Source organism: Streptomyces sp. NPDC091280 (assembly GCF_044768565.1).
In the GTDB taxonomy this organism is placed as follows: domain Bacteria; phylum Actinomycetota; class Actinomycetes; order Streptomycetales; family Streptomycetaceae; genus Streptomyces.
In genome coordinates this window covers 520,343-543,383 of record NZ_JBIVUZ010000007.1, presented here as the reverse complement: position 1 = coordinate 543,383, position 23,041 = coordinate 520,343, and the positions used below count along the sequence as shown (strand labels likewise).

Below are 23,041 nucleotides of genomic sequence, written 5' to 3'. Positions count from 1 at the left end.
CCCGCACGTACAGGAGTTCACTCCCATGCCCATCGCCGACTCCGACGGCACCTCCATCTACTACGAGCGCCACGGCAGCGGTCCGGCGATCCTGTTCGTGCACGGCAGCGGCGGCCACCACGCCGCCTGGTGGCAGCAAGTGGCCGCTCTGCGCGAGGAGTTCACGGTCCTCACCGTGGACCTGCGCGGCTTCGGCAAGTCCGACGCGCCCATCTCTCCGCACTCGTCCGGGCCCGAGTTCGACGGCCAGGACTTCCCCGGCGACGTCGTCGCCGTACTGGACCAGGAGGACCTGACCGACGCCATGCTGGTGGGCCAGTCCATCGGCTCCGTCGCCGCGCTGCGCGCCGGACTGCTGCGGCCCGAGCGCGTCGGCTCCGTGGTCCTCGGCCACTCCCTCGGCGGCATCAGCCACCCCGAGCTGAAGGAACTCGCCGCCGCCGACCGCGCCGAGGCCGTCAAACTCCCCGTCATCGACCGCCTGTTGACGAAGCGCTTCCAGCGGGAACGGGCCGATCTCACCTTCCTGTTCCAGCAGATGGGCACGTTCAACGTCGCCAGGATGCAGGACCTGCGCAACCTCGACACCGACGGCCCGTCCCTGGACGACATCCGGGACTCGGGCGTCAGGGTCGCCTTCCTCGCGGGCGAGAAGGACGCGGTGCTCAGCGTGAAGACCGTGACCCGCGCCCACGAACTGCTGGCCGGCTCGCACCTGGAGATCGTCCCGGACGCCCCGCACTCCATGTACTGGGAGACGCCCGCCGAGTACAACGCCGCCGTCGCCCACCTGCGCCGCACCCTCACCGCACCGAAGGAAGCAGCATGAGCAGCCTCACTCTGGACGCCGCCGAGGAGATCATCGACGCCGCCCACCAGCGCGCCCGGGAGATCGGGAAGGCGGTGAGCGTCGCCGTCGTGGACGCGGGTGGCTTCCCCGTCGCCATCCGCCGCCCGGACGGCGCCCGCCCGCTCACCCCGGACATCGCCCGCGCCAAGGCGTACACGGCGGCCGTCATGCAGCGCCCCGGCACGATGCTGAAGAAGTGGCAGGAGAGCCAGCCGGTCTTCTTCGCCCAGCTCTCCCAACTCCCCGGCGCCGCCATGCCGATCATGGCCACCGAGGGCAGCCTCACCATCAAGAAGGACGGCGAGATCATCGGCGGCCTCGGCATCGCCGGCGGCACGGCCGACGAGGACCAGCGGATCGCCGAGGAGGTGCTCGCCTCGCTCGGCTACGAACTGGAGTTCGCCGCCTGGGGAGTCGCCGGCCACCCCGCACCCTCCGCGCCCGGAAAGGACGCCTGAGCCATGGCCGACACGTTCAACTACCGCATCGACCACCACGGCAGCCTGGTCCGCCCGATCGAACTGACCACCGCTCGCAGGGCCGGCGACCCCGAGGCGCTGCGGAAGGCCGAGATCCAGGCCGTCGAGGACGCGGTCGTCCTCCAGCGCAAGCTGCGCTCCACCGTCGTCACCGACGGCGACTTCCCCCGCGACGACTTCCGCAGCGCGGTACTTGACGGAGTGTCAGGCCTGCGCCGCACCGGCGAGACCGACGCCGACGGCCTGGTGCGCTGGGTCGCGGAGTCCCTGCCGAAGGCGAGCGGCCCGCTGCTCGGGGACTGGGCGGCACGGCTCGCCGAGCTGACCGTCATCGCCCCCAAGGCCGCGCTGCCCTCGCCCGCCTACCTCGCCGCCACCACCTTCGAGCCCGGCCACGGACCCTCCTCCGCACGGGAGTTGGGGGAGGCCTTCGCCGAGATCGTGCGCGCGGAGATCGAGTCGCTGGTCGCCAGGGGCGTACGCCTGATCCAGCTCGACAACCCGCTGCTGCTGGGCCAGTTGGCCACCACCCCGGCCGACCCCGGCGCGCTCTCCTTCGCGGACGCCCTGGCCGTCGACGCCCTCGCGGTACGCCTGGACGACCGCCCCGAGGGCGTGAAGATCGCGCTGTCCCCCGGCTGGGCCGCGCCCACCGAGGTGGACCGGGCCCGCGCCGAGCAGCTCTACGCCGGCATCGGCGCCGACCGCTGGATCCTGCCGTTCGACCAGGGCACCCCGGCCGAACTCGCCCTGGTCGAGACGCTGCCCGACGAGCGGGACTTCTGCCTGGGCATCGTCGACGCGACCGTGCCCGAACTGGAGGACATCGACACGGTGATGGCCAGGATCGACGCGGTCGGCGAGTTCAAGGACCTGGAGGACGGGGCCGTATCGCCGTCCCGGGGCTTCGCCGACGTGGCGGACCGGCCGTGGCTGACCGTCGAGCAGCAGCGCCGCAAGGTCGTGCTGGTGGAGACGACCGCACGCTATGTCTGGGGCAACGAGTTCTGACGCGCGGGCCGGGAAACGCGTCCGCGCGCTTCCCGGCCGGCTCCGTCACAGCACCTCGGCGAACGTCACCTTCCGGTCGGTCAGCAGCGGCCACACCGTCCGCACGATCAGCTCGTCGAAGTGGTCGGCGGCCTTGTGCGCGTCGAAACCGGCCCGGTCGGCGTACTGCTCGTACAGCACGAAACTGCCCGGCACCTCCGCCTCCGCGTGCACCTCGTACGCCAGGTTCCCCGGCTCGGCCCGGGTCTGCTCGCGCGCCTTCAGCAACGCGGCGCGCACCGTGGCCTCGTCGACGGGCTCGCAGAAATAGCGGGCGATGACTGCGTAGGCCATGTCGTGTCTCTCCTCGGTGGATCTTCGGCAGCTGCCGTCCGGCCTGCCGATTCCAGCACGGATCAACCCTGTGCCGACCCGCGCGCGGCGCAATCAATGCCTGCCGGCGCGGGGCTGGTGGCACCGCCCTCACATGGTGTGTTGTCGCATTCGGCCCACTGCGGCCGACGACTGCGCAGACCGCGGACCCGCACCGCGGCGGACGAAGGAAGTGATCTTCATGCGAAGCCTGGAAACCCTCTCCGGTGGAGAGTGGGTGACGACCGGCGAGTGGATCGAGGTGCACGACCCCGCCGATGTCCGCACCCCCTTCGCGCGCATCCCCGCCCTCGCCGCCAAGGACGTCACCCGCGCCTACGACCACGCCGAGCGCGGCTTCGCCGTATGGAAGCGCACCAGCCCCTTCGAACGCGCCCGGATCTTCACCGACGCGGCCCGGCTGATCCGCGAGCGGCTCGACGAGATCGCCGCCGACGTCACCGCCGAGAACGGCAAGACCGGCGCCGAGGCCTGCGGCGAGACCCTCAAGGCGGCCGACTTCCTCGACTACTACGCGGGCCTGGCCCGCCAGGGCTACGGCACCCTCCTGCACGACGCCCGTCCCGACACCCGCGTGCACACCCAGCGCGAGCCGATCGGCGTGATCCTCGTGATCAGCCCCTGGAACGACCCGCTGATCACTCCGGCCCGCAAGCTCGCCCCGCTGCTCGCCACCGGCAACGCGGCCGTGTTCAAGCCGGCCACCGAGACACCGTTGTCGGGCCTGCACTTCGCCCGCGCCCTGCACGACGCCGGACTGCCCGCCGGGGTCCTGAACGTGGTCACGGGCCGTACCGCCGAGATCGAGGAGGCGCTCCTCGACGACCCGCGGATCGTCGGCATCACCTTCACCGGCTCGAACGAGGTCGGAGCCCGCATCCGTCGCCGTCTCGCCGACCGCAACGTCCGCTTCCAGGGCGAACTCGGCGGCAAGAACGCCTCGGTGGTGCTCCGGGACGCCGACCTGCCGTTCGCCGCGAGGACCGTGGTGGCGGCATCCTTCGGACAGGCCGGTCAGCGCTGCACCGCCACCAGCCGGGTGATCGTGGAGCGGCCGGTGTACGAGGAGTTCACCCGGCTGCTGGTCGCCGAGGTCGAGGCGTTGCGGACCGGTCCGGGCAGTGATCCGGCGACCACCCTGTGCCCGCTGTCCAGCCCCGGGCAGCGCGACAGCGTCCTCGCCCACATCGTGGGCGCCGTGGACCAGGGAGCCACCGTCCTGACCGGCGGCGCGGCGGACACCGAGGGCGACCGCGCGCACGGCTGCTTCGTCCAGCCGACGGTCCTCGCCGAGGTCACCGCCGAGACGGCGATCTGGCGCGAGGAGGTCTTCGGACCGGTCCTCGCCCTCCGTGCCGTGGACGGCTTCGCGCAGGCCGTCGACGCGGTCAACGACTCCGACTTCGGGCTCGCCGCCGCAGTGTTCACCCGCGACCTCGCCTCCGCGTACCGCTTCGCCGACGACGCCGAGTGCGGGCAGATCGCGGTCAACACGACCACCCCCGGCTGGGACGTGCACCTGCCCTTCGGCGGCTTCCACGACTCCGGCACCGGCTACAAGGAGCAGGGCGACGAGGTCCTGCGCTTCTCCACCCGCGTGAAGACCGTCGCCGTCCACCTCGGCGCCTGAGCCGGCGAGCACGACAGAGAGGAGGACGCCGATGGCCGACGAGACGATCGGCATCGTCGGCGCGGGCATCGTGGGCCTGGCCACCGCCCGCGAGATCGCCCTGCGCCGCCCCGGCACCCGGGTCGTGGTGCTGGAGAAGGAACCCGCGGTCGCCGTCCACCAGACCGGCCACAACTCCGGTGTCGTGCACGCCGGCATCTACTACGCGCCGGGCAGCCTCAAGGCCGACCTGTGCGTCCGGGGCGTAGCGATCCTGCGCGAGTACTGCCAGGACCGCGGGCTGCCGTACGACGAGATCGGCAAGCTCGTCGTCGCCGTACGGCCGGACGAACTGGTGCGGATGGAGGACCTGTACGAGCGGGCCGCGAACAACCACGTGCCCGAACTCCGCAAGCTCTCCCGCGAGGAGATCAAGGAACTGGAGCCGCACGTCGGCGGGATCGCGGCCTTGCACTCCCCGCGCACCGCGATCACCGACTACCCGGCCGTGGCACGGGAGTTCGCGAAGGACATCGAGGCCTCCGGTGGCGAGGTGCGGCTCGGCTTCCCCGTCACGTCCCTCACCGACGTGCCGGGCGGCATCGAGGTCGGGTCCGGGCAGGAGCGGGTGCGTGTCGACCGGCTCGTCCTGTGCGCGGGACTGCATTCCGACGCCGTGGCGAGGCTCGCGCAGGACAAGAAGGAGCCGCGGATCGTCCCGTTCCGGGGCGAGTACATGCTGCTCAGGCCCGAACGGGCCCACCTGGTGCGCGGGCTCGTCTACCCGGTGCCGGACCCCCGCTACCCGTTCCTCGGCGTGCACTTCACCCCGCGCGTCGACGGCAGCGTGGAGGTCGGCCCGAACGCCGTCCTCGCGCTGGCGAGGGAGGGCTACCGGCTCGGCCACCTCTCCGTGCGGGACCTCGCCGGACTCGCCGCCTACCCGGGCGCCTGGCGGATGGCCGCCCAGCACTGGCGCACCGGCATCAAGGAGTACCGCGGCTCGCTGTCCGCGAAGGCCTTCATGAAGGACGCGAGCCTGTACGTCCCCGGGGTCGGCATCGCCGACGTCGTACGCGGCGGAGCGGGCGTCCGCGCCCAGGCGCTGGATCCCGACGGCACGCTCGTGGACGACTTCCGCATCCATCGGGTCGGCCGGATCACGGCCGTCCGCAACGCGCCCTCGCCGGCCGCCACCGCCTCCATGGCGATCGCCGAGCACATCGTCGGCGCGGTGTTCGACACCTCGTCCACACCGTGAGAACGCCCTGCGTACAGCGGTGTTCCGCGCAACTACAGCTTGCACGTCCAGCGCTCGGCAAGGCCCCGTCGCCCGCCTAGCGTTCCTTCCGTAGAGACCTTCTAGAGAAAGAGTTCCGGACATGTTCGTCGTCGACACGCAGATCCACATCTGGAAGGAAGAGAGCCCGGACCGCCCCTGGGTTCCGGGAGCGCGCGAGCGCATCCGTCTCAACGGCCACCGCGAGGACCCCTTCTCGTACGAGGAGGCCCTGGAGCTGATGGACGAGGCCGGCGTCAACCGGGCCCTGATCCTGCCGCCGTCCTGGGAGGGCGACCGCATCGACTACGCCCTGGAGGCCTGCGAGGCACACCCCGACCGCTTCGGGATCATGGCGCGCATCCCGCAGAACAAGCCCGAAGAGGGCAAGGCGATGCTCAAGGACTTCGCGCAGAACCCGCATGTGAAGGGCACCCGCCTCACCTTCCACCGGCCGCAGGACCGCAACTGGATGATCGACGGCACCAACGACTGGTACTGGCCGGTCGCCGAGGAGTTGCGCATCCCGACGATGGTCCACGCGCCCATCTGGAAGCGGGAGTTGGGCGAGATAGCCGCCAAGCACCCCGAACTGAGGATCATCATCGACCACATGGGCATCATGGCCCGCTGCGTCGACGACGCGATCGGCTACTGGGTCGCGGAGACCGCCGACCTGGCCGCCCACCCGAACATCTACGTCAAGGTCTCGGCGCTCCCCGGCTACTCCACGCAGCCCTTCCCGAACAACAACATCCAGAAGTACGTGCGCGAGATGGTCGACAGGATGGGCCCCCAGCGCTGCTTCTACGGCACCGACATCACGCGGCTGCTCGGGCACGGCATCACCTACACCGACACGATCGAGCAGTTCACCAAGCACTGGGACTTCACGCCCGAGGAGCTCGAATGGATCATGGGCCGTGGTATCTCCGAGGTCCTGAACTGGCCGATCGAGGGCTGAGGAAGCGCGAGAGATGACCGACACCACCAACCCCCCGGGCGCCGACGGCGGCGACGCTCTCGTCACCGCCTTCAACGCCGTCGGCGCCGACTACCTCTTCTGCTCCTCGGGCTCCGAGTGGGCCCCCGTCTGGGAGTCCCTGGCCCGCCGCCACCGCGACGGACTGCCCTGCCCGCGGTACCTGGACCTGACCCACGAGACCGTCGCCGTCGGCATGGCCACCGGCTACGGACTCCTCAAGCGCCGGCCGCAGGGCGTGCTGCTGCACGCGGCCCCCGGCCTGCTCCAGGGCTCGATGGCCGTGCACGGCGCGCTGCTCGCGGGCGTCCCGATGGTGGTCGCCTCCTCCGAGTCGACCACCTACGGCGACGGCCCCGGCCAGGACCCGGGCGGCCAGTGGTACCGCAACCTGTCCGTCGTGGGCGGCCCGCACCAGATCGCCCAGCCCTTCACCAAGTGGTCCAACGAGGCCGCCAGCGTCCACACCCTGCCCACGATGGTGACCCGGGCGGCGGAACTCGCCTGGCGCGCCCCGGCGGGACCGGCCTACCTCAACGTCCCGCTGGAGATCCTGCTGGAGGAGTGGGACGGGCGCGAGGCCAAGCCGGTCGTGGCCCCGGGCTCGACCCACAGTTCGCCCGAAGAGGCCGACGCCGTCGCCCAGTTGATCCGTGAGGCGTCGAACCCTGTCGTCGTCACGGAGACGGCGGGGCGCGAGGCGGGCGGCTTCGAGGCGCTCGTCGCGTTCGCCGAGGCCTGGAACATCCCGGTCGTCGAGCCTGACTCGGCGGTCTGCGGCAACTTCCCGCGCACCCACCCGCTGCACGCCGGCGGCGACATCGGCCCGTGGATGGATGAGGCGGACCTCATCCTCCTCGTCAACTGCCGCGCCCCCTTCTACCCGCCCTCGCGCCGCCCCTCGAAGGCGACGGTCGTCGTCATCGACGAGGTGCCGCAGCGCCCGCACGTCGTCTACCAAGTCCTCTTCGCCGACGCGTACTTGGAAGGCGACGTCGCCAACACCCTGCGCCAGCTCACCAAGCGGGCCAAGGACCTCGACGAGACGGCCGTGGCCCGGCGAGGGGCCGCGCAGGAGGCACGCTTCGAGGCCGAGCGGAAGGCCGTCGCCGAGGCCGAGACGCAGGCCGCCGGTGCCGAGGGCATCGACCCGGTCCTCGTCGCCGCGACCCTGCGCACGCTGCTGGAGGGCCGGAACGGAATCGTCGTCGACGAGACCATCACCCACAGCCGGGTCGTCAAGCGCCACGTCCGGACGGCCGACCCCGACTCGTACTTCTACGTCCAGGGCGGCCTCGGCCAGGGCATCGCCGTCGCGCTCGGCGTCAAACTCGCCGCGCCGGAGCGCCCGGTGGTCCTCACGATCGGCGACGGCGCCTTCACCTACAACCCGGTCGTCCCGTCCTACGACGCCTCGAACGCCTACGAACTCCCCGTGCTGATCGTGGTGTTCAACAACCGCGTCTACAAGTCGATGAACCTCAACCACCGCAGGTTCTACCCCGAGGGCGCCGCCGCCGACACCGGCGAGTGGCTCGGCACCGATCTGCGCCGGCTGCCCCGACTGGCCGCGTTCGCCGAGCCGTTCGGGATGCACACCGAGACGGTCGACGTACCCGAGGCGCTCGCCCCCGCGCTGGAGCGCGCGCTCAAGGCCGTCACGGAGGGCACCACCGCCGTCGTCGACGTCCTCGTCACCCGCTGAACCAGGAAGGCATCCGCCACCATGTCCGACACCGCAACGCCCAAGCCGGGCAAGGTCCTTGTCGCCGCCGACGATCTGCGCGCCTTCTCCGCCGCCCTCCTGGAGAAGGGCGGCCTGAACGCCGAGCAGGCGCGCACCACCGCCGACGTGTTCGTGTGGGCCGCGCTGCGCGGCGTCGACTCGCACGGCATCGCCCGCGTCCCCGCCTATCTGGAACTGCTCGCCAAGGGCGTCGCCAACGCCGACGCCGACATCAGGATCGAGTCCACCGCACCGGCCGCCGCCGTCCTGGACGCCGACCGGGCCCCCGGCCCGGTGGCCCTGTGCGCAGCCGCCGCCGAAGCGGTGACCCGGGCCAGGGCCGGCGGAGTCGCCGCCGTGGGGGTCCGCCGGACCGTCCACACCGGGGCCATCGGCTACTACGTGTCGAAGATCGCCGAGCAGGGTCTCGTCGGCATCGGCTATGTCGCCGGTATGCCCAACATGGGCTACACGGGCGTCAAGGGCGCCGCCGTGGCGACCAGCCCGCTCGCCGTCGCGGTACCGGCCGAGGCGCACGCCCCGCTGGTCCTCGACATGGCGACCGCGACCATCGCGCTGGGCAGGATCCGGCAGGCGAAGGTGAGCGGCACCCCGCTGCCCGAGGGCGCGGCGGCCACCGCCGACGGCACCCCGACCACCGATCCCGAACTGGCCGTCATGCCACTGCCGTTGGGCGGCGCCAAGGGCTCCGGGATGTCCCTCGCCTTCGAACTCCTCACCAGCGTGCTGGTCGGCGCCCCGATCTTCGCCGCGTTCCACTCCGACGACCCGCAGGGCCGCGAGCACCGCCAGAACGCGCTGCTCATCGCCCTGGACCCGGCGGCCTTCGGCGACCCGGCCGCCTTCACCGAGGCGGTCGACGCCACGCTGGCCACCCTCAAGCGGCTGCCCCCGGCCGACGACGCCGAGGGTGTCTTCTACCCCGGTGAGCGCAGCGCGTCGATCGCCGAGGGACGGGCCGCGAAGGGCATCCCCGTGGCGCCGAAGGTGTGGCGTGAACTCGGCGAGGCGGCCGGGAAGTTCGGCCTCACCCCGCCGGAGCCGGTGCCGTCGGTGTGACGCGGTGCCACCGCGCCGACCGTACGAAGGGGGGACGGTCGGCGCGGTGCTCCGGTCAGGCGGTGCCCACCGCCTCCTTGATCTGACGGGCGATCAGCGCGTAGCTGCGCAGGGCCAGTTCGTCGTCCTGGCCGTCGTAGCCGTGGTCGGCGCCGGCCACGTCGACGTGCTCCACCAGAGCACCCGCCGTACGCAACCGCTCGGCGTAGCGCACGCCTTCGGCATGGAGCAGGTCGTACTCCGCCGTCACGACCAGCGCCGGGGCGATCCCCTTGAGGTCCGCGGTGTCCGAGGGATGGGCGGGCGACACCAGCCGGTCGGCACGCACCTTCGGGTCCGGGACGTACGACGTGTCGAAGACCTCGGCCATCCAGGGCCGCAGCACCGGCTTGGCGATGGCGGACCGTTTGTCCTTCGCGCTGGTGGCGAGGTCCAGCGGCGGATAGTGCAGCACCTGGAGCGCGATCGAGGGACCGCCCTCCTCCAGTGCCTGCCGGGCCACCGCCGCCGCGAGTCCGCCCCCGGCGCTCTGCCCGCCCACGGTGACGCGCTCGCCGTCCCAGCCCTGTTCGCCTCCGTGCTCGGCGATCCACCGCACCACTTCGAAGGCCTGCCGGGGCGGTGCGGGGAACGGGTGCTGCGGGGCGACGACGTAGTCCACGTTGACCACCACGACACCGGCCTCCGCCGCGAGGAAACGGCACAGCGGGTCGTCCAGTTCGGTCAGCGGTACGACGTAGCCACCGCCGTGGAAGTTCACGTGCACCGGGGGAGGCGGGCCCTCGCCGGCCGGCAGATACACCGTGGCGCGGGCCGGGGCGACCGCGGTCGGGATCGTCAACTCCCGTGTGTCGCGCGGGAACTGCGGCAGACGCTGATGCGAGGCGGCGGCGGAGCCGCGCCCGCTCGGGCGCCGGTCGGCCATGATCGACAGGCGCTGAAGGGACTTGGCGGCGAAGGCGGCCACTGCCGGCCGGGCCAGAACAGACATACCGCTCCATTCATGGAGTGCACGCGACCGGAGGAACGTGGTCCGACCGCCCGGGTCGATCGACAGGTTTCCTGGCGATGAATAGGGCGACGATAACACGCGCGCAAGTGCGGACGGAGGTGGTGATCAGTCCTCTGGAGCGCGGGAATCGCCCTGTGGTCAGCGGTGGTGGAGGTGCCCGCCCGCGTGCGGGTGCGCGCAGCACACGCCGTGCGGCGGGGCTGTGGCAATCGCCGGGCCGGCCGTCACGCACGCCGCGTGTTGCGCGGTCTCGATCATCTGCTCGCTGTCGGTCGCCGCGTCCGCCAGGCTCGCGCAGCACACGACGAGCAGCGCCGCGCCCGCGACGAACGGCAGGGCCCGGCGCCGGGGAGGCGGCGCCAGCAGCGCCCGCACGCGTTGCGGCACCGCCCCGCCGGTGGCGGCCAGCGCCGGGCGGGTCCGGTTCGCCGAGGTGGCGAGCGCCGCCCGGCCCACGGCGTGGGCGACGACCTTGCGATCACCTACGCGGGCCGCCGCCTCCTCGTCGGCCCAGCGTTCCAGGACGAAGCCGCCCGCGGCGGACAGCGGCCGTAGCAGCGGATTCACGGCGGCGCAGAGGCGCCAGAGGGTCTGGAAGAGGTGGTGGCGGCCGTGCAGATGGGCCCGCTCGTGCGCGAGCAGCGCCTCGCGCTCGCGGTCGCCCAGGCAGCGCAGCATGCCGCTGGACACCACGATCCGGCCTGGCTTCCCCGGCAGGGCGAAGGCCTCGGGCGACGCCGTGTCCAGGACGGCCAACTCCGTGTCCCCGGGCAGCTGTTCGCACTCCCGACGGGCCCAGCGCAGATGCCGTGTCTGACGGGTGGCGGCGACGGCGAGGCCCGTGGCGGAGGCGAGGAGGGTGAGCGCGGCGAGCCCCGCGACCGTGAGGTACACCGGGTCGGAGGCGCGTACGGCGGCGACCGACCACTGCCCCTCCTCGGCCACCTCGGGGAGCTGCACCAGACCGGCGAAGGCCAGCAGTGCCAGCGAGCCCAGCCAGCCGAGCGAGGCCATCAGCGCGGCGGAGGCCAGCGACCAGGCGGCCGGGCGCGGGGGCAGCAGCGGTGCGGCGCGGGGTGCGAACACCGCGATCACCATGGTGATGAGGAGAGGGACGTACACGCTGATCAGCACCGGCTCACGGACCTTCGTCGGCGCGGCCGGCGGGGTGCGGCCCGTCGTGCCCGGAGAGCAGGCGCTGGAGCAACTGCTCGTCCTCCTCGGACAGTTCGGAGACGAAGCGGGTGAGCACCGCCTCGCGGTCGGCGCCGTGCTCCAGCAGGGAACGCATCCGCTCCGCCGTGTGCGTGGCCTCGTCGCGGGCGGGCGCGTACGCGTACCCGCGGCCCGCGCGATGCCGGACGAGCATCCCCTTGTCGTACAGGCGCGACAGGATCGTCAGGACGGTGGTGTAGGCCAGGTCCCCGGGCAGTTCGTCCCTGACCTGGCGGGCGGTCCGGGGCTGGTCGGCCCCGTAGAGCGCGGCCAGTACACCGCTCTCCAGTTCACCGCGCGCCCGCCTGCCGGATCCCTCGCTCTTCCGGTCGCCGTCCACCGCTCGCCCACCGCCTTCCACCGCTCGGCGACCCAGCCTACCCGGCTGCCTACTACATGTTGTACGACGTGACCTACTACATGTTGTAGAGTTTCGCCGCTCCACTCCATCTGCGGAGGAAAAAGCCCATGCCCCACCTCGGAAGTACGGTGCGTCCACGTGCCCTCGCGGTCGCCGACCGGGTCGTGATCGTCTCGGCGAGCGTCGGGGCCGGTCACGACGGCGCCGCGGCCGAGCTGGAACGGCGGCTGGTCGCGACCGGATTCGCCGTCGACCGCCTCGACCTGCTGGACGTGCTGCCTGCCCGGCTCGGACGGCTCGTCCGGGACGGCTACCACCGCATGCTCGTCCGGACGCCCTGGCTCTACCAGCGGATCTACAGCAGCACCGAACGCGCCGGAGGCGGCGGCCCGCTCGCGCGCGCCCTGCTGCGCTCCGCCGAGACCCGGCTGCTGCGCGCCCTGCCCGCCGACACGGGCGCCGTCGTCTCCACCTACCCGGGCGCGAGCCGGGTCCTGGGCAGCCTCCGGCTGGCCGGCCGCCTCACCGTGCCCGTCCTCACCTACCTCACCGACTTCTCCGTGCACCCGCTGTGGGTGGCCGACGGCGTCGACGTCCATCTCGCGCTGCACGACGTGCCCGCCGCGCAGGCCCGCGCCGCCGGCGCGCGCGACGTCCGGGTGTGCGGCCCGGTCGCCGACCCGCGCTTCCGTCCCGTGGACGCGTCGGGGCACGCGGCGGCCCGCGCCCGTTTCGGCCTGCCCGCCAACGCCCCGCTCGCCCTGCTGGTCGCCGGCTCCTGGGGCGTGGGCCCGGTACGGCAGGTCGCCCGCGAACTGCGCGACTGCGGCGCGGCCGTACCGGTCGTGGTCTGCGGACGCAACGAGGCGCTGGCCGAGCAGCTCCGCGCGGACGGCATCGAGCACGTCCACGGCTGGGTCGACGACATGCCCGGCCTGATGCACGCCGCCGACGTCCTGGTCCAGAACGCCGGCGGACTGACCTCCCTGGAGGCCTTCGCCACGGGCCTGCCCGTCGCCAGCTACGGCTGCATACCCGGCCACGGACTGACCAACGCGTCCGCCCTGGACGAGGCCGGCGTCGCCGCCTGGATCCGGGAACCGTCCCAACTCAAGCACGTGCTGGGCGAGTTGATCGACGGCCCGCGCGGCCTGCTGCAACGGGAGGCGGGACTCGCGCTGTTCACCGGAGAGGTCCCGGAAACCGCGACCGGCACGGACCCGCACGAGGCCACGGACCGGGGCCCCGCCGCCGAGACGGTACGGGTCTGCCGGGCCGGGGCCGGACCCGCCGCCCCGATCGCCGTCCGCCGCAGCCGCGCGGTCCGTCCGGCCGGCCTCAGGCTCGCGCTCACCACCGCCCTGGCCTGCGCGGTCTGGGCGGGCGCGGTCGGCACGGCGGTCGCCACGACCGACGGCGGCCCACGTCTCATCCACGCCATAGGGCAGCACCTCGACCTCGACGACACACCCCGCGCGCACCACGGCGGCCACGAAAGCCGCGAGGACCACGGGGACCACAGGGATCCTGAAGGCATGGAGGGCCACGAAGGCCACCTGGAGGCCCGCCGCTCATGACCGCCACCCGCCTCCTGCGCACCGCCGCCCGCGCCGCGCTCCCCGCGCTTCCCCTCCTCGCCGCCGCGTACGCCGCCCCCGTCGTCTCCACCTACGGCCCGCTCCGCAACCGCGTCATGCCCCGACTCGCGGGCCGGGGCCGGTCCGACCACGTGGCGCTCACCTTCGACGACGGACCGGACCCCCTCTCCACCCCGCTCTTCCTGCGCCTGCTCGACGAGCGCGGGGTCCACGCCACCTTCTTCCTCCTCGGCGCACAGGCGGTACGCGCCCCCGGCCTGGTCCGCGAGATGGCCGCCGCCGGACACGAGATCGCCGTCCACGGCTGGCTGCACCGCCCCCTTTTGCTGCGGGGCCCGCGCGCCACCCACGACGACCTGGCCCGCGCCCGCGACACGGTCGGCGACCTCACCGGACGCCCACCACTGCTCTTCCGGCCGCCCTACGGCGTGATGTCGACCGCCGCCCACCTGGCGGCCCGCGGGCTGGACCTCACGCCGGTGCTGTGGACCGCCTGGGGCGAGGACTGGAGGGCCCGCGCCACACCGGAGTCGGTCCACCGCACGGTCACCGCGGACCTGCGCGGCGGCGGCACGATCCTGCTGCACGACTCCGACTGCACCTCGGCCCCCGGCTCCTGGCGCGCCACCCTCGGCGCCGTGCCCCGCATCCTCGACACCTGCGCGCTGCGCGGGCTGTCGGTGGGGCCGCTGCGGGACCACGCGCGTCCTGCGGATGACGTACTCTCTGCGCCGTAGACGGGGTAAACGTGCGCCGTAACTTACTTGAGTTACGCAACAATATGGTAAAGTGGGTCTCATGTCCACACCTCCGGTCCCCACCGACCCCGCCTCCCCGGAGGTGACCGAGATAGAGCGAGCCCTCACTCGGATCACCTACCTGAGCACCCGCGCCCGTCAGCACGACCGGCTCATGGCCCTCGCCGGTGTGCCCCTGGACCGTGCGGCGGTGGCGCTGCTGCGGCAGGTCGCCGACTCCGAGCCGCTGCGCCCCGGCGAACTGGCGAACCGCCTCGGGGTCGAGGCCTCGCATGTGACGCGCACGGTGCAGCAGTTGCAGAAGTCGGGCTACGTCACCCGGGTGCCCGACCCCGACGACCGCCGTGCCCAGCGGATCGAGCTGACCGAGGCCGGCCGCCGAGCCGTCGACAGTGTCCGCGACGCCGGTGCGCGCGGCATGCAGATGGCCCTCTCCGACTGGTCGACGGACGAACTACAGCAATTGGCGACGCTGTTCCACCGCATGGTCGACGACTTCCTGAACCACGCGATCGAGGAGGACGGCGAGCCGGAGGTGCCGGCGCAGGCCCGCACCGTCTGACCGACCGGTGCGGACCGCGCTCTGCCTCAGCCGAGGTCGGCGACGATCTGCGGCAGGTCGGCCGTGGTGCGGATCCCGGGGGCCGCCGCGCAGACGAAGGGGACGGCGTTGACCGCGCGGTTCGCGGTGTAGGAGGGGGACATCGCGCCCATCCGGTCGAGGGGGACGGGGAAGCGCAGATCGATGTCGAGCGGCGCGTCCCCCTCGACCGAGACGTGCCAGCCCGTCGACCGGAGGTCCCAGGCGGGGTCGAGGTCGGTCGTGCAGTACCAGTTGGCCCGGAACCGCAGCAGGGGCCGCCCGTTGCGCAGCCCGGAGACGGTGATCCGCTGCGCGGCCACCGTGCCGGCGGGCAGGGTGCCCGCCGCGATCGTGGTCGTACGCCGGGCGAGCGCGACCTCGCCGCGCGCCTCCACGGAGTCGAGCGGTGTCCCGAGCGCCTCGGCCAACAGCCGCAACGACGGTCCGAAGCTGTCGCGCAGTCCGGTCAGCCGCTGTTCGCCGAACTCGGCAGGAGGCTGCCCGAAGCCCATCACCTCGAACAGCAGCCCGGGGGAGTCGCGCGGGGAGAGATCCGCGAACTCGTCGATCGTCAGCGCGTCGAGCCGCCGCTGGATCGAGGTGAGCACGAACGGCAGAGCCTCCGTGATGAATCCCGGGCTGCTGCCGGTGCTGTGCACGGAGGTCCCGCCCTCGGCGCACGCGTCCTCGATCCGCTTGCGTAGGACCGGGTCGAGGCTGGGCGCGTGATGGAACTCGCCGCGCGTCGAGACGACGTTCACGCCGGAGGAGAGCAGCGCGCACACATCGTCGAAGTCGCAGGCCCGCGGGGTGTAGAGGACGCAGTCGGCGTCCAGCGCCAGGATCTCGTCGATGTCGTGCGTCGCGAGGATCCCGGTCGTGCCGGACTCCCCGCCGCTCAACTCGCCCGCGTCCAGGCCCGACTTGGCCGGCGTGTGGACATACACGCCGGCCAGGGTCAGCTTCGGATGCTCCAGTACGGCACGCATCGTGCGGGCACCGATGTTCCCCGTGGCCCACTGCACGACCCGGTAGCGCTGTACTCCATGCCGTGACGGCTCGGTCATCGCCCACCTCCCGTTCGGTGGGCGAGAACCGTACTCTCCTCTGTGGAGAGCGTCAATTACGTACGGGGACCCCCGAGAGGCCGCCGAGGCAGAAGTGCCAGACCTCCTCGGCGGTGACCGCCGCCGAGTGGCTGCCGGCCGGAACGCCGTTGCCCTGCGCGACGAACATGACCGTCTGCATCAGGATCGAGGCCTGGCGGCGCGGCTTCCCGGCGGGGATCGCGCCGGCCTCCTCGGCCTGCTCGACCAACTCCGTGAACACCGTCAGCAGGGGGAGATGAGCGGTCGCCACCTGGGCCGGATGCTTCACCAGGAGTTGCAACGCGAAGTCGCTGAACAACGGGCGCTCCACACCGGGGTTGGAGAGCGACTGCTCGAACAGCATGGTCACCGCCTGCCGCAGCGCCTCCAGCGGGTCCGACAGCGCTCCGGCGGTCTCGCGGATCTCGGCCGCCGACTTGGACAACGCGTCCTCGAACAGCGCGAGCAGCAGCTCGTGCTTGCCGTCGAAGTGCTGGTAGAAGCTGCGCAGTGACTGTTTGGAGCGGTCCACGACCTCCTGGACGGTGAAGTCCGTCGTCCGCTTCTCCGCGATGAGTTCCTGGGCCGCGTCGAGGAAGCGCTGCACCCGTTGTTCGGCGCGGAGCTTCGCTGCACGGGTGGAACGCTCAACGGCGCGCTGGCGCCAGGCTGGTTGTTCTTCGGGGACAGCTGTCACAAGAAGAACGATACTCCACTTCAGCGGTAACACATCGGCTTCCCCTACCGAAGGACGCACTGCAACTTTCGAGACCCTTACTCGCGTGAGATGAGAATGATATTCTCACCGACATCCGTCCGGGTTGGCAGGAGGTTCGTCTGACATGGCATGGGACTTTTCCACCGAGCCGGAGTTCGAGGAGAAGCTGGAGTGGACCAGGCGGTTCCGCGCCGAGCGCGTGGAACCGCTGGACCTGCTGTATCCGGACCGGGCCTACCACCCGCTCGACGACGAACTCGGCCCGATCGTCAGGGCGTTGAAGCAACAGGTCCGCGACGCGGGCCTGTGGGCACCGCACCTCGGCCCCGAACTCGGCGGGCTCGGCTTCGGCCAGGTCAAGCTGGCACTGATCAACGAGATCCTGGGCCAGTCGAGCTGGGCCCCCGTCATCTTCGGCACGGCCGCCCCCGACACCGGCAACGCCGAGATCATCGCCCGCTACGGCACCGACGAACAGAAGGAGCGCTACCTCCAGCCGCTGCTGGAGGGCGAGTGCTTCTCCTGCTTCTCCATGACCGAACCGCAGGCCGGCGCCGACCCCACGATGTTCACCACCCGCGCCGAACGCGACGGCGACGACTGGGTCATCACCGGCCGCAAGTTCTTCTCCTCCAACGCCCGCACCTCGAAGTTCGTCATCGTGATGGCCGTGACGAACCCCGACGTCAGCCCCTACAAGGGCATGTCGATGTTCCTCGTGCCCAGCGACACCCCCGGCGTCCGCATCGAGCGCCACCTCGGCATCATGGGCGAGGCCACCGACGAGGGCATGCACGCGCTCATCGCCTACGACGGCGTCCGCGTCCCCGCCGACGCGCTGCTCGGCGGCGAGGGCCAGGCCTTCGCGATCGCCCAGACCCGGCTCGGCGGTGGCCGCGTCCACCACGCGATGCGGGTCGTCGGCCAGAGCCAGAAGGCCCTCGACATGATGGCCGAGCGGGCCCTGTCCCGCGAGACCCAGGGCGAGCGGCTCGCGGACAAGCAGCTCGTGCGCGCCGACCTCGCCGACTCCTACGCCCAACTCGCCCAGTTCCGGCTGTTCGTGCTGTACACGGCCTGGCAGATCGACCGGTACCAGGACTACCGGCGGGTCCGGAAGGACATCGCCGCGATCAAGTTCCTCACCCCGAAGGTGCTGCACGACATCGTGTACCGCTCGATGCATCTGCACGGCGCCCTCGGTGTCTCGAACGAGATGCCGTTCTCCGAGATGTGGAACGGCGCCGCCGTCATGGCCGTCGTCGACGGACCCACCGAGGTCCACAAGATCACCGTCGCCCGTGACGTCCTGCGCGGCTACGAAGCGGCCCCCGGCCTCTGGCCCACCCAGCATCTGCCCACCCGCCGCGAATGGGCCCGGAAGCAGTTGGAGGACCTGCTGTGACGCTCGCGAACACACCGTCCCTCGCCCGCTGGCTGGACGGCCAGGGCATCGCCCCCGGCCAGCCGGTCGAGACGTCGTACATCTCCGGAGGCACCTCCAACGACATCTACGGTGTCCGGCGCGGAGGGCTGGACATGGTGCTGCGCAAGCCGCCGGAGAAGGTTCCGCCGGGGCGCAACGAGACCATGCTGCGCGAGTACCGCGTCCTCAAGGCGCTCAACGGAACGGACGTCCCGCACCCCGAGGCCATCGCCGTGTGCGACGACACGAGCGTGCTCGGCTCCTGCTTCTATCTCATGGCCCACGTCGACGGCTGGTCGCCGATGAACTCCGGCGGCTGGCCCGAGCCGTTCCTCGGCGACCTGTCCCTGCGGCCCGGTCTCGCCTACCAACTCGTCGAGGGCATCGCCAAGTTGGGCAACGTGGACTGGCGGGCCCAGGGACTTGAGGGCTTCGGCCGCCCGGACGGCTTCCACGACCGGCAGGTCGACCGCTGGCTGGCCCATCTCGCCAAGTTCGAGTTCCGCGAGATACCCGGCCTGGAGCAGGCCGCCGCCTGGCTGCGCGCACACCGTCCCGCGCACTGGACACCGGGCATCATCCACGGCGACTACCAGTTCGCCAACGTCATGTTCCGGCACGGCGCGCCCGCCGAGCTCGCGGCCCTGGTCGACTTCGAAATGGCCACCGTGGGCGACCCGTTGCTCGACCTCGGCTGGGTGATCATGGGCTGGCCGGACGCCGACGAGGACCGCACCCAGAAGGGCTACGTCGACTACACCGGCATGCCCGACCGCGCCGACCTGCTGGAGCACTACGCCAAGGTCAGCGGACGCGACGTCAGCGAGATCGACTACTACGTGATCCTCGCCCGGTTCAAGATGGCCGTGGTCCTGGAGGGCGGCTACGCCCGGCATGTGAAGGGCGAGGGCGGCAACCCCAAGATGGCCCACTACGGCGACGTCGTCCTCCAGATGGCCGCCCAGGCGGCCGAACTCGCCGCCACGACCCGGCTATGAGAGCCGCCCGCTGCAACGCCCTCGGCGGCCCGGTCGTCGTCGAGGACATCCCCGAACCGCCCTTCCCCGACCCGGAGTTCACCGCCGACGACGGCGGCATCCCGGTCGACGTGCACTACGCGGCCGTCAACTTCGCCGACGTCCTCGTCATCGACGGCGCCTACCAGGTGAAGGCCGAGCCGCCCTTCACCCCGGGCAGCGAGTTCGCCGGTGTGGTCGCCGCCTCCGCGCACGGATTCGAGAAGGGCGAGCGGGTCTTCGGCTCGATGTTCGTCGGCGCCTTCGCCGAACGCGTCACCGCCCGCCCCGCCGGACTGAGCCGCGTCCCGGAGGGCGTCCCCACCGACCGCGCCGCGGCCTTCGGAGTCAGCCACGCCACCGCCTACGACGCGCTCCGCCTGGTCGCCGACGTACGACCCGGCGAGCGGGTGGCCGTCCTCGGCGCGGCCGGGGGAGTCGGCCTCGCCACCGTCGAACTCGCCGCACTGCTCGGCGCGGAGGTCGTCGCCGTCGCCTCCACTGAGGAGAAGCGCGCGGTGTGCGCCGAGCAGGGGGCGCGATCGACCCTGCCGTACGACGACCTGAAGCGGACCCTGCGGGCGGCGGGCGGCGCCGATGTCGTGATCGACCCGGTCGGCGGGCCGTACGCGGAGGAGGCCTTGCGCGCGATGCGCTGGGGCGGTCGGTTCGTGAGCGTGGGGTTCGCGAGCGGGGAGATCCCGCGCATCCCGCTCAACCTCCCGATGCTCAAGGGCGTGAGCGTCCACGGCTTCGACCTCGGCGGCTGGGCGCGGCACCGGCGCGACGACCTGGTCGCCGCCCGCACCGAACTCCACGGACTGTTCGCCGCCGGGAAGATCAGGCCGCGCGTGCACGCCGTGTATCCGCTCGCCGACGTCGCCACCGCCCTCACCGTGGGGCGCCGCGCCATCGGCAAGGTCCTTCTGGAGGTCGCGCATGGAGTTTGAGTTCGACGACGAGCAGCGGCTGCTCCAGCGAGTGGCCCGCGACACGGTCACAAGGTCACGAGACCTGCCCGAGGACCAACTCTGGGCGACGTACCTGGAGTTGGGCTGGCTCGAAGCCCCGCCGGTGGAACTCGCCATCGTGCTGGAGGAGTTGGGCTACGCCGCCGACCCGACACCCTTCCTCGCCACCGCCACCTGGTTCGCGCCGCTCGCCGGTCGGCTGCCGCGCGGCTCGGGCACCGGTGTCTTCGACGGGGCGGGCGGCTTCGTCCTGGACGCCGACCGCGCGGACGAGGTCGCCCTCCTCACCTCCGAGGGCGTGGTCGTCCGCGACGGCAAGGAGCTGGCGGCCGAACGGCTCTCGGTGTTCGACCCGACCCTGCACATCGCCCGGGTGGACGCCCCGGACCTGGTCGCCGGTGTACCGGACCTGGCCCTGATGGGCCTGGCGATCAGCGTCGTCGGCAGCTGCCGGCGCATCCTCGACCTGGTCGTCGCCCATGTGCAGGAGCGGCACCAGTTCGGCGTGCCCATCGGCTCGTTCCAGGCCGTCAAGCACAAGGCCGCCGACATGTACGTCGCCATCGAACGCGCCAAGGTGCTCGCCTACTTCGCCGCGCTCACCATCGCCGAGGACGACCCGCGCCGCGGCCGGGCCGCCGCGATGGCCAAGGCCGCCGCCGGAGACTGCCAACAGGTGTGTTTCCGCAACGGGTTCCAGCTCTTCGGCGCCATGGGCTACACGTGGGAGAACGAACTGCAGATCCATCTCAAGCGGGCCAAGGCCGGGGACCTGCTCCTCGGCACGGCGTCCGAGCACAGGAAGGCGCTGCTGGTATGAGACTGGCCCCCGACCCCGAGGTGGAGAAGTTCCGCGCCGATTTCAGCGCCTTCCTCGACACCCACCTGCCCACCCCCGAAGAGGTCACCGTCCGCTCCAGGTCCAGCGCGGACATCCCCGACTGGGCCCGGCGCTGGCAGCGCACCCTCTTCGACGAGGGCTGGCTGCTGCCCGCCCAGCCGCCCGAGTACGGCGGGCGCAACGCCACCCTGCCCCAAGTCGTCGCCCACCTGGAGGAGTTGTCCAGGCGGCGGATCTACCACAGCTTCAACCCGCAGGGCCTCAACATCATCGCGGCCTCCCTGCTCACCTTCGGCACCGAGGCACAGAAACGCGACTGGGCCCTGCCGCTGCTGCGGGCCGAGATCACCGCGTCCCTCGGCATGAGCGAACCCGGAGCCGGCTCCGACCTGGCCGGGCTGCGCACCCGCGCGGTCCTCGACGGCGACCACTTCGTCGTCAACGGGCAGAAGGTGTGGACCTCCGGCGCCCACGACGCCGACGTCCTGCTCACCTTCGTCCGCACCGACCCCGACGCCCCCAAGCACAAGGGGATCAGCGTGCTGCTGATCCCCACCGACTCCGAGGGCCTGGTCCGGCGGCCGTTCGGATCGATCGCCGCACCCGACGACCTCGACTTCAACGAGGTGTTCTTCACCGACGTCCGCGTCCCCAAGGAGAACCTCGTCGGCCCGCTCAACGAGGGCTGGCGGGTGGCGAGCGGCTCGCTCGGCCACGAACGGACCCTGCTGTGGGTGCACTACGCCGAGCGGATGGACGGCCTGATCCAGGACTCGCCCTGCGCCGAGGAGTGGTACGCGACGCTCCAGATGGACGTCCAGGCACTGCGGTTGCTCGGCTACCGGCTGCTCGGGGCCGACCGCAACCCGGTGGAGATCTCGGTGCTCAAGCTCTTCGGCTCCGAGGCCGCGCAGAGCGCCGAACTGCACGCCCTCGAACACCACGGGACCGAGGCGCTGCTGCATCCGGTGCAGACCGGGCCCCAGACCCATATGAACCTCGACGCGTTCACCGCCAGCTGGTTCGAGCGGTACGCGCGCAGCTTCGGCGGGACCATCGCCGGCGGCACCTCCGAGATCCAGCGCAACATCATCGCCGAGCGCATCCTCGGCCTGCCCCGCTAGAGCCGACGGAAGACGGGACCCATGACAGACACAGCAGCCGGCGACGAGATCCTCTACGAGGTCGACGACAGGGTCGCGGTCATCACCCTGAACCGGCCCGAGGTCGCCAACGCCCAGAACGCGGTGCTCCTCGACGCGCTGGACGCCGCCTGGCGCCGGGCCGCCGCCGACGAGGAGGTCAAGGTGATCCTCCTGAGGGGCAACGGCAGACACTTCTCCTCCGGCCACGACCTCAAGGACCGCTGGCCGGCCCCGAACGAGATCACCCTGGAGTGGATCTACGGCGCCGAGTCCCGCCGGTACCTGGAGTACACGCTGCGCTGGCGCAACGTCCCCAAGCCGTCGATCGCCGCGGTCCAGGGCAAGTGCATCGCCGGCGGACTGATGCTGTGCTGGCCCTGCGACCTGATCGTGGCCGCCGAGAACGCCGAATTCTCCGACCCCGTCGTGCACATGGGCATCGGGGGAGTCGAATACCACGGCCACACCTGGGAGTTGGGCCCGCGCAAGGCCAAGGAGATCCTCTTCACCGGCCGGGCCGTCACCGCCCGGGAGGCGGAGCAGGTCGGCATGGTCAACAAGGTCGTCCCCCTGGACCAACTGGGCACCGAGGCCATGGAGTTGGCCCGGCAGATTGCCCGCATGCCGTCCTTCGGCCTGCGCCAGGCCAAACGCGCCGTCAACCAGAGCCTCGACGTCCAGGGGTTCTACGCGGCCGTCCAGTCCGTGTTCGACATCCACGAGACGGGCCACGGAAACGCGCTCAGCGTCTCCGGATACCCCATCCTCACCAAGCTCGACGACATGAAGGAACGCCTGAAGGGCCAGTAGGCGCCGGCGTGGCCCCGCGGCGCGCCCCACCCGCCGGCCCCCCCCCCCGCCGGGGGCGGGCCCGCCCGTATCCTCCCCCGCGGGGGGCGCCACCACCCGTACCCAGATACC

23 protein-coding genes are annotated in these 23,041 nt (G+C 71.8%); 17 read left to right on the top strand and 6 right to left on the bottom strand.

Annotated features, from left to right (window positions below):
* Positions 1–25 precede the first annotated feature (25 nt).
* The 3 genes from ACIQPR_RS23655 to ACIQPR_RS23645 are packed head-to-tail and all read left to right on the top strand — an operon-like array spanning position 26 to position 2,340.
* Entirely contained in the window at positions 26–829 is an 804-nt protein-coding gene (locus ACIQPR_RS23655; RefSeq protein WP_403651423.1) for an alpha/beta fold hydrolase, read from the top strand.
* Positions 826–1,308, top strand: coding sequence for a heme-binding protein (locus ACIQPR_RS23650; protein WP_403651422.1), 483 nt, complete (start codon positions 826–828; stop codon positions 1,306–1,308). Before ACIQPR_RS23655 ends, ACIQPR_RS23650 begins: the two co-directional genes overlap by 4 nt.
* 3 nt (positions 1,309–1,311) lie before the next feature.
* Entirely contained in the window at positions 1,312–2,340 is a 1,029-nt protein-coding gene (locus ACIQPR_RS23645) for a methionine synthase II (cobalamin-independent)-like protein (RefSeq protein ID WP_403651420.1), read from the top strand.
* A 45-nt stretch (positions 2,341–2,385) separates the two neighbouring features.
* On the opposite strand, the gene ACIQPR_RS23640 is transcribed toward ACIQPR_RS23645, so the two are convergent.
* Positions 2,386–2,673, bottom strand: coding sequence for a putative quinol monooxygenase (locus tag ACIQPR_RS23640; RefSeq protein ID WP_403651419.1), 288 nt, complete (start codon positions 2,671–2,673; stop codon positions 2,386–2,388).
* A 220-nt stretch (positions 2,674–2,893) separates the two neighbouring features.
* On the opposite strand from ACIQPR_RS23640, the gene ACIQPR_RS23635 reads away from it, so the two are divergent.
* The 5 genes from ACIQPR_RS23635 (at position 2,894) to ACIQPR_RS23615 (ending at position 9,388) form a co-directional block, all read left to right on the top strand.
* On the top strand, positions 2,894–4,342 hold the full coding sequence (locus tag ACIQPR_RS23635; protein WP_403651417.1) for an aldehyde dehydrogenase family protein: 1,449 nt from the start codon (positions 2,894–2,896) through the stop codon (positions 4,340–4,342).
* A gap of 31 nt (positions 4,343–4,373) precedes the next feature.
* The gene (lhgO, locus tag ACIQPR_RS23630; RefSeq protein WP_403651415.1) at positions 4,374–5,582 is read left to right on the top strand and encodes an L-2-hydroxyglutarate oxidase; all 1,209 of its coding nucleotides are present in this window, start codon (positions 4,374–4,376) and stop codon (positions 5,580–5,582) included.
* Between the two features lie 121 nt (positions 5,583–5,703).
* Positions 5,704–6,564: an amidohydrolase family protein gene (locus ACIQPR_RS23625; RefSeq protein ID WP_403651413.1), complete on the top strand. Its 861-nt coding sequence runs from the start codon at positions 5,704–5,706 to the stop codon at positions 6,562–6,564.
* Positions 6,565–6,577: 13 nt separating this feature from the next.
* The gene (locus ACIQPR_RS23620; protein ID WP_403651412.1) at positions 6,578–8,287 is read left to right on the top strand and encodes a thiamine pyrophosphate-dependent enzyme; all 1,710 of its coding nucleotides are present in this window, start codon (positions 6,578–6,580) and stop codon (positions 8,285–8,287) included.
* A 21-nt stretch (positions 8,288–8,308) separates the two neighbouring features.
* Positions 8,309–9,388 (top strand): Ldh family oxidoreductase, encoded by a 1,080-nt coding sequence (locus ACIQPR_RS23615; RefSeq protein WP_403651410.1) that lies wholly within the window; start codon positions 8,309–8,311, stop codon positions 9,386–9,388.
* 55 nt (positions 9,389–9,443) lie between these two features.
* Here ACIQPR_RS23615 and ACIQPR_RS23610 read toward each other — a convergent pair whose 3' ends face one another.
* The 3 genes from ACIQPR_RS23610 to ACIQPR_RS23600 form a co-directional block, all read right to left on the bottom strand.
* Positions 9,444–10,379 carry an alpha/beta hydrolase fold domain-containing protein gene (locus ACIQPR_RS23610; RefSeq protein ID WP_403651408.1) on the bottom strand — a complete coding sequence of 312 codons (936 nt, stop codon included), beginning with the start codon at positions 10,377–10,379 and terminating at the stop codon, positions 9,444–9,446.
* 159 nt (positions 10,380–10,538) lie between these two features.
* On the bottom strand, positions 10,539–11,534 hold the full coding sequence (locus tag ACIQPR_RS23605) for a M56 family metallopeptidase (RefSeq protein ID WP_403651406.1): 996 nt from the start codon (positions 11,532–11,534) through the stop codon (positions 10,539–10,541).
* 4 nt (positions 11,535–11,538) lie between these two features.
* On the bottom strand, positions 11,539–11,955 hold the full coding sequence (locus ACIQPR_RS23600; RefSeq protein ID WP_403651404.1) for a BlaI/MecI/CopY family transcriptional regulator: 417 nt from the start codon (positions 11,953–11,955) through the stop codon (positions 11,539–11,541).
* A 128-nt stretch (positions 11,956–12,083) separates the two neighbouring features.
* On the opposite strand from ACIQPR_RS23600, the gene ACIQPR_RS23595 reads away from it, so the two are divergent.
* The 3 genes from ACIQPR_RS23595 to ACIQPR_RS23585 all read left to right on the top strand — a co-directional run bounded on the left by ACIQPR_RS23595 (position 12,084) and on the right by ACIQPR_RS23585 (position 14,894).
* Positions 12,084–13,553 carry a glycosyltransferase gene (locus ACIQPR_RS23595; protein WP_403651402.1) on the top strand — a complete coding sequence of 490 codons (1,470 nt, stop codon included), beginning with the start codon at positions 12,084–12,086 and terminating at the stop codon, positions 13,551–13,553.
* Positions 13,550–14,311: a polysaccharide deacetylase family protein gene (locus ACIQPR_RS23590; protein ID WP_403651400.1), complete on the top strand. Its 762-nt coding sequence runs from the start codon at positions 13,550–13,552 to the stop codon at positions 14,309–14,311. The genes ACIQPR_RS23595 and ACIQPR_RS23590 overlap by 4 nt, the downstream gene beginning before the upstream one ends.
* 61 nt (positions 14,312–14,372) lie before the next feature.
* Positions 14,373–14,894: a MarR family winged helix-turn-helix transcriptional regulator gene (locus ACIQPR_RS23585; protein WP_403651398.1), complete on the top strand. Its 522-nt coding sequence runs from the start codon at positions 14,373–14,375 to the stop codon at positions 14,892–14,894.
* A gap of 26 nt (positions 14,895–14,920) precedes the next feature.
* Here the strand turns inward: ACIQPR_RS23585 and ACIQPR_RS23580 are convergent, their stop codons facing one another.
* On the bottom strand, positions 14,921–15,982 hold the full coding sequence (locus ACIQPR_RS23580) for a dihydrodipicolinate reductase (protein WP_403651396.1): 1,062 nt from the start codon (positions 15,980–15,982) through the stop codon (positions 14,921–14,923).
* 52 nt (positions 15,983–16,034) lie between these two features.
* On the bottom strand, positions 16,035–16,700 hold the full coding sequence (locus ACIQPR_RS23575; protein WP_403651394.1) for a TetR/AcrR family transcriptional regulator: 666 nt from the start codon (positions 16,698–16,700) through the stop codon (positions 16,035–16,037).
* Positions 16,701–16,845: 145 nt separating this feature from the next.
* Between ACIQPR_RS23575 and ACIQPR_RS23570 the strand changes: the two genes are divergently transcribed.
* From ACIQPR_RS23570 to ACIQPR_RS23545, 6 genes are read left to right on the top strand one after another with little or no spacing between them, the layout of a single operon-like run.
* A complete protein-coding gene (locus ACIQPR_RS23570) occupies positions 16,846–18,126 on the top strand; it encodes an acyl-CoA dehydrogenase family protein (RefSeq protein ID WP_403651392.1) in 1,281 nt (426 codons plus the stop codon).
* On the top strand, positions 18,123–19,145 hold the full coding sequence (locus ACIQPR_RS23565) for a phosphotransferase family protein (RefSeq protein WP_403651390.1): 1,023 nt from the start codon (positions 18,123–18,125) through the stop codon (positions 19,143–19,145). Before ACIQPR_RS23570 ends, ACIQPR_RS23565 begins: the two co-directional genes overlap by 4 nt.
* Positions 19,142–20,113, top strand: coding sequence for an NADPH:quinone oxidoreductase family protein (locus tag ACIQPR_RS23560; protein WP_403651388.1), 972 nt, complete (start codon positions 19,142–19,144; stop codon positions 20,111–20,113). The genes ACIQPR_RS23565 and ACIQPR_RS23560 overlap by 4 nt, the downstream gene beginning before the upstream one ends.
* Positions 20,103–20,954 (top strand): acyl-CoA dehydrogenase family protein, encoded by an 852-nt coding sequence (locus ACIQPR_RS23555; RefSeq protein WP_403651386.1) that lies wholly within the window; start codon positions 20,103–20,105, stop codon positions 20,952–20,954. Before ACIQPR_RS23560 ends, ACIQPR_RS23555 begins: the two co-directional genes overlap by 11 nt.
* Positions 20,951–22,099, top strand: coding sequence for an acyl-CoA dehydrogenase family protein (locus tag ACIQPR_RS23550; protein ID WP_403651384.1), 1,149 nt, complete (start codon positions 20,951–20,953; stop codon positions 22,097–22,099). The genes ACIQPR_RS23555 and ACIQPR_RS23550 overlap by 4 nt, the downstream gene beginning before the upstream one ends.
* Positions 22,100–22,120: 21 nt before the next feature.
* Positions 22,121–22,930 carry an enoyl-CoA hydratase gene (locus ACIQPR_RS23545; RefSeq protein WP_403651382.1) on the top strand — a complete coding sequence of 270 codons (810 nt, stop codon included), beginning with the start codon at positions 22,121–22,123 and terminating at the stop codon, positions 22,928–22,930.
* Positions 22,931–23,041 lie beyond the last annotated feature (111 nt).

Excerpts from the sequence above, each read along its gene's own strand:
- ACIQPR_RS23655 (WP_403651423.1), top strand. The coding sequence starts at position 26 with ATGCCCATCGCCGACTCCGACGGCACCTCCATCTACTACGAGCGCCAC.
- ACIQPR_RS23645 (WP_403651420.1), top strand. The coding sequence starts at position 1,312 with ATGGCCGACACGTTCAACTACCGCATCGACCACCACGGCAGCCTGGTC.
- lhgO (WP_403651415.1), top strand. The coding sequence starts at position 4,374 with ATGGCCGACGAGACGATCGGCATCGTCGGCGCGGGCATCGTGGGCCTG.
- ACIQPR_RS23545 (WP_403651382.1), top strand. The coding sequence starts at position 22,121 with ATGACAGACACAGCAGCCGGCGACGAGATCCTCTACGAGGTCGACGAC.
- ACIQPR_RS23550 (WP_403651384.1), top strand. The coding sequence starts at position 20,951 with ATGAGACTGGCCCCCGACCCCGAGGTGGAGAAGTTCCGCGCCGATTTC.
- ACIQPR_RS23585 (WP_403651398.1), top strand. The coding sequence starts at position 14,373 with ATGTCCACACCTCCGGTCCCCACCGACCCCGCCTCCCCGGAGGTGACC.
- ACIQPR_RS23640 (WP_403651419.1), bottom strand. The coding sequence starts at position 2,673 with ATGGCCTACGCAGTCATCGCCCGCTATTTCTGCGAGCCCGTCGACGAG.
- ACIQPR_RS23560 (WP_403651388.1), top strand. The coding sequence starts at position 19,142 with ATGAGAGCCGCCCGCTGCAACGCCCTCGGCGGCCCGGTCGTCGTCGAG.
- ACIQPR_RS23615 (WP_403651410.1), top strand. The coding sequence starts at position 8,309 with ATGTCCGACACCGCAACGCCCAAGCCGGGCAAGGTCCTTGTCGCCGCC.
- ACIQPR_RS23635 (WP_403651417.1), top strand. The coding sequence starts at position 2,894 with ATGCGAAGCCTGGAAACCCTCTCCGGTGGAGAGTGGGTGACGACCGGC.
- ACIQPR_RS23555 (WP_403651386.1), top strand. The coding sequence starts at position 20,103 with ATGGAGTTTGAGTTCGACGACGAGCAGCGGCTGCTCCAGCGAGTGGCC.
- ACIQPR_RS23625 (WP_403651413.1), top strand. The coding sequence starts at position 5,704 with ATGTTCGTCGTCGACACGCAGATCCACATCTGGAAGGAAGAGAGCCCG.
- ACIQPR_RS23580 (WP_403651396.1), bottom strand. The coding sequence starts at position 15,982 with ATGACCGAGCCGTCACGGCATGGAGTACAGCGCTACCGGGTCGTGCAG.
- ACIQPR_RS23610 (WP_403651408.1), bottom strand. The coding sequence starts at position 10,379 with ATGTCTGTTCTGGCCCGGCCGGCAGTGGCCGCCTTCGCCGCCAAGTCC.
- ACIQPR_RS23570 (WP_403651392.1), top strand. The coding sequence starts at position 16,846 with ATGGCATGGGACTTTTCCACCGAGCCGGAGTTCGAGGAGAAGCTGGAG.
- ACIQPR_RS23620 (WP_403651412.1), top strand. The coding sequence starts at position 6,578 with ATGACCGACACCACCAACCCCCCGGGCGCCGACGGCGGCGACGCTCTC.
- ACIQPR_RS23595 (WP_403651402.1), top strand. The coding sequence starts at position 12,084 with ATGCCCCACCTCGGAAGTACGGTGCGTCCACGTGCCCTCGCGGTCGCC.
- ACIQPR_RS23650 (WP_403651422.1), top strand. The coding sequence starts at position 826 with ATGAGCAGCCTCACTCTGGACGCCGCCGAGGAGATCATCGACGCCGCC.
- ACIQPR_RS23590 (WP_403651400.1), top strand. The coding sequence starts at position 13,550 with ATGACCGCCACCCGCCTCCTGCGCACCGCCGCCCGCGCCGCGCTCCCC.